Source organism: Mesorhizobium sp. B2-8-3 (genome assembly GCF_006440815.1).
In the GTDB taxonomy this organism is placed as follows: Bacteria; Pseudomonadota; Alphaproteobacteria; order Rhizobiales; family Rhizobiaceae; genus Mesorhizobium.
The window spans coordinates 44,069-55,922 of record NZ_VFTW01000002.1 but is presented as its reverse complement, the minus strand read 5'-3'; the positions used below and the strand labels follow the sequence as shown (position 1 = coordinate 55,922).

Annotated in this window: 10 protein-coding genes; 3 read left to right on the top strand and 7 right to left on the bottom strand. The window is 62.9% G+C overall.

Annotated features, from left to right (window positions below; all coding sequences use genetic code 11):
* Positions 1 to 115: 115 nt before the first annotated feature.
* Positions 116 to 1,441: an FAD-binding oxidoreductase gene (locus FJ418_RS03245; RefSeq protein ID WP_140863541.1), complete on the bottom strand. Its 1,326-nt coding sequence runs from the start codon at positions 1,439 to 1,441 to the stop codon at positions 116 to 118.
* Positions 1,442 to 1,664: 223 nt separating this feature from the next.
* Between FJ418_RS03245 and FJ418_RS03240 the strand changes: the two genes are divergently transcribed.
* On the top strand, positions 1,665 to 2,141 hold the full coding sequence (locus FJ418_RS03240; RefSeq protein WP_140863539.1) for an Lrp/AsnC family transcriptional regulator: 477 nt from the start codon (positions 1,665 to 1,667) through the stop codon (positions 2,139 to 2,141).
* A gap of 44 nt (positions 2,142 to 2,185) precedes the next feature.
* Here the strand turns inward: FJ418_RS03240 and FJ418_RS03235 are convergent, their stop codons facing one another.
* Positions 2,186 to 3,127: a LysR substrate-binding domain-containing protein gene (locus FJ418_RS03235; RefSeq protein ID WP_140863537.1), complete on the bottom strand. Its 942-nt coding sequence runs from the start codon at positions 3,125 to 3,127 to the stop codon at positions 2,186 to 2,188.
* Between the two features lie 72 nt (positions 3,128 to 3,199).
* Here FJ418_RS03235 and FJ418_RS03230 point away from each other — a divergent pair, with 72 nt between their 5' ends.
* Positions 3,200 to 5,275, top strand: coding sequence for an NADH:flavin oxidoreductase (locus tag FJ418_RS03230; protein ID WP_140863535.1), 2,076 nt, complete (start codon positions 3,200 to 3,202; stop codon positions 5,273 to 5,275).
* 9 nt (positions 5,276 to 5,284) lie between these two features.
* Positions 5,285 to 5,761 carry an Lrp/AsnC family transcriptional regulator gene (locus FJ418_RS03225; RefSeq protein WP_140863533.1) on the top strand — a complete coding sequence of 159 codons (477 nt, stop codon included), beginning with the start codon at positions 5,285 to 5,287 and terminating at the stop codon, positions 5,759 to 5,761.
* Between the two features lie 76 nt (positions 5,762 to 5,837).
* Here FJ418_RS03225 and FJ418_RS03220 read toward each other — a convergent pair whose 3' ends face one another.
* The 5 genes from FJ418_RS03220 to FJ418_RS03200 form a co-directional block, all read right to left on the bottom strand.
* Complete coding sequence (locus FJ418_RS03220) at positions 5,838 to 7,493, bottom strand: ABC transporter ATP-binding protein (RefSeq protein WP_140863531.1); 1,656 nt, start codon at positions 7,491 to 7,493, stop codon at positions 5,838 to 5,840.
* Entirely contained in the window at positions 7,490 to 8,341 is an 852-nt protein-coding gene (locus FJ418_RS03215) for an ABC transporter permease (protein WP_140863529.1), read from the bottom strand. Before FJ418_RS03215 ends, FJ418_RS03220 begins: the two co-directional genes overlap by 4 nt.
* Positions 8,338 to 9,288 (bottom strand): ABC transporter permease, encoded by a 951-nt coding sequence (locus tag FJ418_RS03210; protein WP_140863527.1) that lies wholly within the window; start codon positions 9,286 to 9,288, stop codon positions 8,338 to 8,340. The genes FJ418_RS03215 and FJ418_RS03210 overlap by 4 nt, the downstream gene beginning before the upstream one ends.
* A gap of 84 nt (positions 9,289 to 9,372) precedes the next feature.
* Complete coding sequence (locus FJ418_RS03205) at positions 9,373 to 10,983, bottom strand: ABC transporter substrate-binding protein (protein WP_140863525.1); 1,611 nt, start codon at positions 10,981 to 10,983, stop codon at positions 9,373 to 9,375.
* A gap of 63 nt (positions 10,984 to 11,046) precedes the next feature.
* Positions 11,047 to 11,769 carry an HAD-IA family hydrolase gene (locus tag FJ418_RS03200; protein ID WP_140863523.1) on the bottom strand — a complete coding sequence of 241 codons (723 nt, stop codon included), beginning with the start codon at positions 11,767 to 11,769 and terminating at the stop codon, positions 11,047 to 11,049.
* Between the last annotated feature and the right edge of the window lie 85 nt (positions 11,770 to 11,854).

Here is an 11,854-nt window from a genome sequence, read left to right as displayed (position 1 = left end):
CATCCGTCACGTCTTGGAGCAGTTCACCGTTTCATGGAAACGGTTAACTGCTCCAATTATCTGTTTTGACGCAATTCCGGACGGAGAACCGCTTCACGCTTTCCCTGGAATTGCCCTAGAAATCGGCGACCTTCCCCCACACGGAAGCACCGAAGCGCCGTGGATCGTAGGATGTCGCGTCGACGACTGGTTGCGACCCGGTCATCAGATCGGCGACGAGGTGTCCAGCGCCGGGCCCGATGCCGAAGCCGTGCCCCGAAAATCCAGCAGCCAGGAAGAAACCCGGAAGGGTAGGGATCTCGCCGATGGCGGGCACGCCGTCCGGCGTGCTGTCGATATAGCCGGCCCAGGCCGCGCTGATCGTCGTCTTGCGCAGCGCCGGCAACAGCTCGAGCGCACGGGCATGGGTCAGGCGGATGGTCGCCTGGTCGGGGGCCGGATCGAGAATGCGCATCCGCTCCATCGGCGTCGGCTGGTCGAGCCGCCAGCGGCGGAGCGTTTCGTGGCCCGAGTACATGCCCTGCAGGCTGCCGGGCGCGAGGCTGCGCCACCGCTTCAAGAACATGGGCAGGAACTGCGACGAGAAGCGCAGCTGCTGCGGCGTCACGTCCACGCGGCCGCGTCCACTTATGGCGAGCGTGTAGCCGCCGTCGCCACGACGCGTGGCCGAAATTCCTGCCGTGTGCAGCGCATCCGGCAGATCCGCCGCGCCTTGCGAGACGGACAGAATGGAGGAGCGGATCGACGCCTGCGGAAAGCGGAAACCGAACTGCCGGCAAAAGGAGGATGCCCAGGCGCCGCCCGCCAGCACCGCTACCTTGGTCCGGATCGTCCCGCTCTCGGTGACCACGCCACTCAGGCGCCCGCCCTCGGTCTCGATGCCACGCGCGGCGCAATTCTGGTGCACGGAGCCGCCGAGCTGGAGGATGGCGCGGGCGACCGAGGGTGCGGCCCGCGACGGGTCGGCGGTGCCGTCGGTCGGCGAGAAGACGCCGCCCTTCCAGGTCCGGCCAGTGGCTCGGCCCCGCTCGCTGGCCTCGGCGCCGTCGAGCATATGCGTGGTGACGCCGGCCGTCCTGGCGAAGTCACGCCAGCGCGCCCAGCCGGCCAGTTCCGCCTCGTCATTGCTGAGATAGAGCAGGCCACAGCGGCGAAAGCCGGTGTCTTCGCCCGTTTCCGCAGCAAAACCGTCCCACAGATCAAGGCTTCGGGTCGCCATCGGCAGTTCGCGTGCGTCGCGGTTCTGCTGGCGGCACCAGCCCCAGTTCCTCGAGGACTGCTCGGCGCCAATTCGGCCCTTTTCGACAAGCGCGACCTGCATGCCGCGCCTGGCCAGGTAATAGGCTGCGAAGACACCCACGATGCCGCCGCCGATCACCACCGCGTCCGCGGTTCGCGGCAGTTGGTCAGATGTCTCGATTTGCTGCAGTGGTGCGCGCATGGTTTCTCTGCCTTGACGCGCCAATCTACCGTGTTGTGCAGGCAGCCGCTGCCGCAGATGAAGCTGAAGCAGAATTTTATTCCGGCAGCCCGGTCGAAATCGAGATCTGCTGCGTTTCAAAGCGCTGCCCGCTTGGATGGACAGGCCAACGGGCTGTGGTAGTGTCAATGCCTACGAGCAAGTCAGCATTTTGTGCTGTGGCATGCGTTTCGCGGAGACGGCCATGAAACTGGATCGGATCGACATCAAAATTCTTCACGAATTGCAGAAGAACGGCCGCATCACCAATGTGGAACTGGCTGATCTGGTGCATCTGTCGCCAAGCCCGTGCCTGATGCGGGTCAAGAAGCTCCAGTCGGAGGGCTACATCGAAGGCTACTCCGCGCAGGTCAATATTGGCAAGCTCGGCCAGACGCTGACCGTGTTCACCGAAATCACCTTGAAGAATCACCGCCAGGTGGACTTCGCCCGCTTTCTCGCCGTTGTGGAGAAGATTGACCAGGTCATCGAATGCCACCTCGTGTCGGGCGGCTACGACTACTTGATGAAATTCGTGACCGCCGGCATCGGCGAGTACCAGACCATCATGGAACGGCTGACCGACATGGATATCGGCATCGACAAGTATTTCAGCTTCGTGGTGCTGAAGTCCCCCATCGTCAAGGCGCACATGCCGCTGCCTAGCCTGTTTCCGAGGTAGTTAGCGGCGACCGCTCCGCGCTCCGCGCTTGTCGCCGGAGCCCGCTACAAAATGTCCGACCGCAATATCGGATGCAGTGCTTTCAATTCGGCTTGCATCTCGGCGATCATCCACGCGCGGATGTCGGAGACGACAGGTCGTACCGGCCTTGAGCGCGATGCGATCAGCTGATGGATCCGGCCCGTCTTGATCTGCCTGTCCGAGGCAGGGACAAGGGTTCCCTGAAGCAACGCCCTTGAAACATTGCTGAGCCAGCCGAGCGCCACGCCTTCGCCGTTCATCGCGGCTTGAAGCACGACCGCGTAGTCCGAGAATTCCAGCCACTTTGCCCCGCTGGTCTTGCGGTCCGCTACACTGCCCCAGGCGTCCAGCCACTGCTCCCTGGCGTCGGTCAGGTGGAGCAGGGCATGACCTTCCCCGGTTCCGGCATGGATCAACCGACCGTGGGCCGACAAATAGGATGGGCTGCATACCGGAACTATGATTTCCGGCGAGAATGCCCAGTGGTGATAGTGGGTGTCGTCATCAGCCAGGATTCTCGTGGCAAGGTCGACATTCTCGGCTGGTCCTCGCAGAACGCCCGCGATCAGTTCGAACCTCAGGTCGACGTCAGGAAATCTCGTGTTGAATGCCCCTAACCTGGGAACGAACCAATAGGTTGCCAGAGAGCTCGAAAGTGAAAGGGTCACCACCGGCTTTGCAGCGCTGTTCTGCTTGATCCTCCGGATCACCTCGGCGATGCCGTCAAATCCCTCTCGCACAACCGAATAGAGGGCACGTCCTTCTGCCGTCGGGGCCAATCCCGTTGGACCCCGCGTGAAAAGAGGAATACCGAAATCGGCCTCGAGCTGCGCAATGCTGCGGCTGATCGATGGTTGCGTCACGTTGAACTCGCGCGCCGCAGCCGTGAAGCTACCCGACCGGACAGCAGCTTCGAAGACAAGCAGTCCGCGCGCGGAGGGAACGAGTTTAGCAAAGCCAGCCATACGCTCAGCGTATAGACACCCCAACAATTTACAAGCTTTCCGCGATCCCGGAAATGGCGAAGTATAACCCTTATGAATGGGGCGGAGCAGAACGTGAAGGTAGCGGGATTTCAAGCAGGCAACACATCCAGCGATCCACTGCTTCAGCCGTTTCGGCTCAAGGGTCTGACGCTGCGCAATCGCGTCGTCAGCACCAGCCATGCCTCGATGCTGGACGATGGCGGCCTGCCGCTCGAGCGCTACCAGCGCTACCATGAGGAGAAAGCGCGCGGCGGCCTGGCGATGACCATGGCGGGCGGCTCCGCCATGACTTCGCCCGACTCGAGTTGGGGCGGCGGTCAGTTGGACCTTTCGACCGACCGCATCGTGCCTCATCTCCAGTCGCTGTCGCAGCGAGTGCATCGCCACGGCGCTGCCGTCATGTGCCAGGTCTCGCATCTTGGCCGGCGCGCCACCGCCTATGCCGGGAACTGGCTGCCTCCAGTGGCGCCATCGCGCATTCGCGAGACGCGAAACCGGAATTTTCCGAAGGAGATGGACGCCGCCGACATCGACAGGATCATCGAGGACTACGCAAGTGCCGCCAGGCGCTGCCTGGACGGGGGTCTGGATGGCGTCGAAACCGTCACCGGCGGGCATCTGATCGGGCAATTCCTCTCGCTCAGAACCAACAGGCGCACGGATGGCTTCGGCGGTTCACTGGAAAACCGCGCGCGCTTCGGCCTGATGGTTCACGAGGCGATCCGCCGCGCGGTGGGCGACGATTTCGCTGTCGGCATCCGGTTCGTGATCGACGAGGCGGTCGAGGGCGGATCGGATTTCGAGGAATGCCTTGCCTTCGCCAGGCTGTTCGAGCGGGAAGGTCATCTCGACTTCTTCAACTGCATCTTCGGCCGCATGGACACCGACCTATCCCTGGCCGAGCAGAACATGCCGGGCATGTTCACCAAGAGCGCGCCGTTTCTGCCACAGGTTGGAGAGTTCAAGCGAGAAACAAGACTGCCGGTCATCCACGCGGCGGCCATCAGGGACGTAGCTACCGCCCGACATGCGATCCGCGAGAACCTTGTCGATCTGGTCGGCATGACGCGGGCGCATATCGCCGACCCTGATATCGTCAACAAGGTGATGCGGGGAGAAGAAGAGCGTATCCGCCCGTGCGTCGGCGCGTCCTACTGCCTCTACAAGAAGGTGCAGTGCATCCATAATCCGGCCAGCGGCCACGAAACGATCATCAGCCACATCATTGACCGGGCCGAAACGTCGAAGCGGATGGTCGTGGTCGGCGGCGGTCCGGGCGGGATGGAAGCGGCAAGGGTCGCCGCCGAGCGCGGCCACAGAGTGAGCCTGCTCGAAGCCGGGCCGCGACTTGGTGGGCAGGTGCTCGTCGCGGCGTCGGCGTCCGATCGCAAGGATCTCATCGGCATAGTCGACTGGCGTACCGACGAGCTCGCTCGCCTGGGCGTGGAAGTCCGTCTCAACACCTGTGCGGACGCGGAAATCATCCTTGCCGAGCAACCGGACGCGGTCATCATCGCCACCGGTGGCATTCCGGACATGGAACGGCTGGAGGGCGCTGAGCATTGCGACAGCGTCTGGGACGTCCTGACCGGGGTCGTGCCGGCGAAGGAAGACGTGCTTATCTACGATGAGACCGGGCGCCAGGCGGCAGTCTCCTGCGCCCTGCATCTTGCCCGCCCCGGGCGCATGGTCAGCCTGGCCATGGCGGACGACACGCTGGCGATCGAGACGCCCTATCCGGACCGGGTGAGTTTCCGCAAACGCGCCTCGGAACGCGGCATACGCATCGTCAGCGATGTGCGTCTGGTCAAGGCAGCGCGCCAAGGCAATGGGATCGCCGCCACGTTCCGGCATGAACTCACCGGTGCGGAAACGGAAATGACCGCGGCCCAACTCATTGTCGAGCGCGGCACGGTGCCCATGGAGGATACCTACCAGGAATTGCGTGCGCGCTCAGCCAACAACGGCGTCACCGACATAGCGCTCATGACGGGAACAGAAACGCAGGGGGACAAAGGTCCCCAGGCTGCCGGTTCGTTCGTCCTGCACCGCATAGGAGACGCAGTTGCCAGCAGGGACATCTACTCGTCGATCTACGAGGCCTACCGGCTCTGCTCGCAATTGTAGACAGGGCCGATGAAACTCGATCGGATTGACATCAAGATTCTGTACGAGCTGCAGAAGAACGGCCGCATCACCAATGTGGAACTGGCGGAATTGGTCGATCTCTCCCCCAGCCCCTGCCTGATGCGGGTGAAGAGGCTGCAGGCCGAAGGCTATATCGTGCGTTATTCGGCGCAGATCGACATCGCAAAGCTGGGGCGTACGCTCACCGTCTTCACGGAAATCACGCTCAAGAACCATCGCCAGATCGACTTCGCGCGTTTCCTTGCCGCCATCGACAAGGTTGACGCGGCCGTCGAATGCCACCGCGTTTCCGCCCGTTACGACTATCTCTTGAAATTCGTCACGGGTGGGATTGCCGAATATCAGGCGATCGTGGAGCGGCTCACTGACATGGATATCGGCATCGACAAGTGTTTCAGCTTCGTGGTGCTGAAATCTCCCATCGTCAAGGCGCATATGCCGTTGCCCAGCCTGTTTCCAAGGTGAGGCTCTGCCGCCTATCGTTTTTGCTTTGATGCATGTCGTTGCCCCAGAACCGCTGCACACTTCTGGGCGACATGCATCAGCGGTGGCCGTACTGGCTGACCAGTTCGGGGTCGCGGACGAGGCCATCGAGCCACGTCGGATCGAGCTTCGGCACGGAGGAGAACAGAAGCTTGGAATAGGGATGGCTTGGCGCTTGCAGTCTGTCGGGCGTGATCTGTTCAACCCGCTGCCCATTATACATGACCATGATCTCGTCGCAGATCGCTTCGACGACCGAGAGATCGTGGCTGATGAAAATGTAGGAAAGGCCCAGCTCGCGCTGCAGCTCCTTGAGCAGTTCGATCACCGCGGCCGCCACCACCGTGTCGAGCGCCGAGGTGATTTCGTCGCAGATGATGAGCTTGGGTCCGGCCGCCAGGGCGCGCGCGAAGTTCACGCGCTGCTTCTGGCCTCCCGAGAGCTCCGACGGGCGACGGTAGCGCAGCGTCCTGGGCAGGCGAACCATATCGAGCAGTTCGTCGACGCGCTTCGAGCGCGTCTGCCGGTCGAGCCCGTGATAGAAGGCCAGCGGCCGGGAGATGATGTCCTCTACAGGCTTGGCCGGATTGAGGGCGGTATCGGCATACTGGAACACGATCTGCATCTCGCGCAGTTGCTCCTGGTTGCGCTTGCCCGAGGCGCGCTCCAGTTGCCTGCCATCGAAGACGATGTCGCCGGCCGCCGCTGGATGGATGCCGGCGATGACGCGCGCCAGCGTCGATTTTCCGCAGCCGGATTCGCCGATGACGCCAAGATTGCGCCCCTTCTCGACGACCAGGCTGACGGAATTGACAGCGCGGATAAGCGGCAGTCCGTCGGCCCGCACCGAGCCATAGCCGGCGGTCACATTGTCGATACGCAGCAACGGCTTCGTGCCGGCACCCGCGTCCGCATGTGCTTGCCGCGGTTTCGGCTCGAAGGCAGCCAGCAGTTCGCGCGTGTAGGGGTGCTGGGCTGCCAATAGGATCTGAGCCGTGGTGCCGGCCTCCTGCACTTCGCCGCCCTTCAGCACAATGATGCGATCGGCGATCTGGGCGACGACCGCGAGGTCGTGGGAAACGTAGACTCCCGCTATCCCGCCGGCCCGCATGACCGACTTGAATGCCTTCAGCACGTCGATCTGCGTCGTCACGTCGAGTGCCGTCGTCGGCTCGTCGAAGATCATCAGCTTGGGATCGCCGATCAGCGCCATCGCCGCCGACAGCCGCTGCAATTGCCCACCTGAAACCTGGTGCGGATAACGATCGCCGATCCCTTCCGGATCCGGCAAAGACAAGGCCCTGAACAGCTCGACCGCGCGCTTTCGCGCCTGCTCGGGCGGCATCAGCCGGTGGATGCGCGTAACCTCGATCACCTGCTCCATGATGGTGGACGAGGGGTTGAAGGAGGCGGCGGCACTTTGCGGAACATAGGCGATGTCGGTGCCGCGCAATCTGGCACGCTGCTTTTCGGTAAGTGCGGCCATGTTCTTGCCGTTTACATTGATCTCGCCACCGGTGATCCGGCAGCCAGGCCGCGCATGGCCCATCAGCGAGAGCGCGATCGTCGTCTTGCCGGAGCCGCTCTCGCCGATCAGGGCGACGATCTCGCCGTCGGCGATGTCAAGGCTGACGCCCTTGATGATTTCAACAACACGATCGGCGTCGGTCGTCGCCTCGATCCTCAGGTTCCTGACCTCGACGAGATTGGTCATGCGTCCCTGTCCCTGATCTTCTGCGGCAGGTTGTCGATCAGCAGGTTGACGCTGATGGTGAGGCTGGCGATCGCCAGCGAGGGAACGATGACAGCGGGAGCCGCGAAGGGCAGGCCGCCTATGTTTTCGCGCACCAGCGCGCCCCAGTCGGCGAGCGGCGGCTGCAGGCCGAGCCCGAGGAAGGACAGGCCGGAGAGCAAGAGCACGATGAAGACGAACCGCAGGCCGAAGTCGGCGAGTACCGGGCGGATAATGTTGGGCAGGATCTCGGATCCGATGAGATAGGCGATGCTTTCGCCGCGGACGCGAGCGACGGTCATGAAGTCCATGGTGTTGATGTTGACGGCGAGCGCCCGCGCGAAACGGTAGGCGCCGGGGATATAGATGACGGCAAGCGTCAGGATCAGCGCCGGGATCGACGAGCCGACCGCGGCGACGACCACAAGGCCGAACAGCTTGCTGGGAATGGAGTTCATGGCGTCGAGGAACCGGCTGAGGCAGGTGTCGAGCCAGCCGCCTGTGACGGCCGCGATCATCCCCAGCACGACGCCAGAAAAGCAGGCGATACAGACGGCGGCGAGCGATATGCCGACGGTGTAGCGCGCGCCCATCAGCACCCGCGAGAGCATGTCGCGCCCCAGATAGTCCGAGCCGAGCCATAGGCCCTGACGCATCGGGCCGAAATAATCGTCGTCGACGATGTCGCCGATCGAATGGGGAATGATGGTGGGCGCGAAGATGGCGATCAGCGTCCACGCCAGGATGACCAGCGAGGCCACGACGCCCACGAGATTGTAGCTGTGGCCCAGGAAGGACCGTCGGGAAGCTGCCACACGCGCCATCGTCATCTGAGCCTCGGGTTGGACATGATGGCGAAGATGTCGGCGATCGTGATGAGCAAGAGGTAGCCGAGACAGAAGATCATCGCGCAGCTCTGGATCAACGGCAGGTCGCGGGTCGCGACCGCATCGACCATCAGCTTGGCGATGCCGGGATAATTGAAGATTGTCTCCACGATGATGACGCCGCCGACCAGATAGGACAGCGACAGCGCAACCGCGTTGACTATCGGCCCGAGCGCATTGGGAAGCGCGTGTTTGAGCACCATGCGGCCGCGCGAGGCGCCTTTGAGCAGCGCCATCTCGACATAAGGCGTGGAGAGCGTTTCGATCACCGCGGCGCGGGTCATGCGGATCATCTGAGCGGAGATGACGAAGGTCAGCGTGATCACCGGCATGGCATAGATGCGCACGAGGTCGGTCAGCGTATGCGCCTCATTGACCGAGGACAGCGCCGGCAGCCATTTGAGATAAACGGCGAAAAGCAGGACCGCGAGGGTCGCGACCATGAATTCCGGCACGGAGATGACGCCGATCGCAAGAATGGTGACGGTGCGGTCGTAGAGCGAACCGCGCAGCATCGCGGCGGTGATGCCGAGCGTCAGCGCCAGGGGCACCGAGAGCAGCGTGGTGATGCCGGCGAGCTCCATGGTGTTGACGAAGCGCCCGCCGATCAGCGCCGCGACCGGCATCTCGTTGGCATAGGAAGTGCCGAGATCGCCGTGGAGCAGGCCGAGAAGCCAGCGCAGGAAGCGCAGGATCGCCGGATCGTTGAGATGCATGGCCTCGCGCAGGCCGGCGACGGCTTCGGGTGTAGCCGCCTGGCCAAGCAGGATCGACGCGGTGTCGCCGGGCAGCATGCTGGTGGCGAAAAACACGGCGAACAGGACGATCAGAAGCGTGACGACCGCGATCGCCAGCCGCTTCAGCACGAGGTTTAGAACCCCAGACGTCATGGAAGCTCCTGCGGTTGCGTTCGGCCAAGCCATGTTGCGCAATGGGTGCCAGGGACCGGCTGTCCGGTCCCTGGCAGGCGCCTCTCAGGCTTCGAGCCAGAGATATTCCGCCATTGCGTAGCCCATCATGCCACCGAGCGGGTTCGCCTCCAAACCCTTCACCTTGCTGGAGAGAGCATCCACGTTGGAAATGTAGGCCGGGATGATGGTGCCGGCCTCCTCGGAGACCATGGTCTGCATCTGGCCGTAGATTTCCTTGCGCTTGGCCTGGTCGAGCGAGCCACGCGCCTCGACGAGCAGCTTGTCGAACTTCTCGGACTTGTACTGGCTTTCGTTCCACGGCGCGTTGGAGGCGTAGAGGAGCGAGAACAGGATGTCGGGCGTCGGGCGCGGATTGATGTTGCCGAAATGGATCGGCGCCTTGAGCCAGTAATTGTCCCAGTAGCCGTCGGACGGCACGCGCTGGACATCGAGCTTCATGCCGATATCGGCACCGGCGGCCTGGATGATCACCGCCATGTCGATCGACGACGTCGCGGCATCGGAGGCGACCACGGGGATGGACTGGCCGAGCAGGCCCGACTTCTGGAAGTGGAACTTGGCCTTGTCCGGGTCGAAGGCCTTCGGCTTAAGCTCGGCATTGTGGAAGATGTTCGCCGGCGAGACGGGCTGGTCGTTGCCGATTTCGCCGAGGCCGCGCAATGCCGACTTGACGATCTGCTCGCGGTTGACGAGGTATTTCATGCCGGCGACGAAGTCGGCCTTATTGCCCGGATCCATGTCGAGCCGGATGTTGAGGTCCGTATAGTTGCCCGAGGTGGTCTTCGACAGTTCGAAGCCCTGCTGGCCGCCTATGAGCTTCATCGCGCGCGGATTGATCGAGGCGGCGAAGTTGATGTCGCCGGACAAGAGCGCGTTGACGCGGGCGCTGTCGTCGCTGATGGCGATGAATTCGAACGAATCCAGGTAGGGCTTGCCGGATTTCCAGTAGTTCTTGTTCTTGGTGACGACCGACCGCACGCCCGGTTCGAACGTTTGCAGCACGAAGGCGCCGGTGCCGTTGCCCTTGGAGAAATCGGTGGTGCCATCCGCGACGATCATGAAGTGATGCAGCGCCAGGATGGTCGGAAGGTCGGCATTCGGATCGGCGAGCGTGATTTCGACGGTCGACTTGTCGACCGCCTTGAAGCCGGTCATCTGCGCGGCGATCTTGGCGACCTTGGAGCCGACCGCCGGATCGAGATGGCGCTTCATCGAGAAGACGACGTCGTCGGCCGTGAGGTCCTTGCCGTCGTGGAAGGTGACGCCCTTGCGCAACTTCACGGTCCAGGTCTTGGCGTCCTTGCTGTCGAAGCTTTCGGCCAGCTCCATCTGCGTGACGCCATCCTTGTCGAGGAAAGTCAGGCGGTTGTAGAGCGAGCAGCAGCGGACATAGTCGGTCGACAGCGACGCCTTTGCCGGATCGAGCGTGTCGGCGGTCGAGGAAGACCAGCCGGCGGCCTTGAAACTGCCGCCGGAAACCGGCGTGGCGGCGACGGCATTGGTGGCACGGCCAAGCACCACGCTGCCTGCGGCAATCGCGGCGCCGCCGGCCAGCAGCATCTTGAGGAGTTCACGGCGGCTCGCGCCCCGCCGAATGGCATTTTCGACCATGGCATCGTCTGCGCTGGTCCAGTTCGTGATCTTGTCGGTCATATCATTCCCCTTTCTGTTTGTTTTCCGGGTTGCTCGTCTTGCTGCGGCTTTCCGGGCTTGGGCTCAGGTTCGTTGCTTCAGGCTTTCCCGCACGGCGGCGGCAAGGGCCGCCATTGACGTGAAGTGGTAGTCAGGCGCGGTGAAGCGCTCGGGCTCGATCGTGCCGCCATAGCCCTTCTGGGCATGCCGGCGCTCGATCCAGCAATTGGTCATGCCAAGCGCCCGGGATATGCCGATGTCGTGGTACTGGCTTTGCGCCACGTGGAGGATGTCGTCCTTGCTGTCGCCCGGGGAGGCCACGAAATCGAAGACCTTCTGGAAGAAGGCCGGGTCCGGTTTCTCCGTGCCAGTATCGTCTGCGGTGAAGGTGGCGAAGAAGGGCGAACCGAGCTGCTTCTCGAAATGATCGAGCGCCCAGCGCCGGGCATTGGTCATGGCGATCAATCTGTGCGACTTCGCAAGGTCCGCCAATGCCGCCGCGCTGTCAGGAAAGCCTTGCCAGACACTGGCGGAGTCCCGTAGGCGCATGCCGTATTTCTCCTCGGGAGGGAGGCCGAGACGCGGTGCGATGACCGTGTAGACACGCACGAGATCGTCGGGAAACAGACTCGCATCGGGCATGTAGCGGGCCTGCCGGTAAAGGGCCAGCGCCTCCTCGCCATCGATCGAAACGCCGGCCTCGGCGGCAATTCCCGCCAGGCAGGTCGTGATCCCGCCTTCGAAGTCGATCAGCGTGCCGACCACATCGAAGGTCATGTATTTGAATTCGCTAAAGCCCCTGGCCAAGACTGGGTCTCCTCTGCATGCGGCCGAATTGCACGTGTTGAACAGAACAAAATTCCGTGCTGTCCGGGGCGTCGGCCTTTTTCGA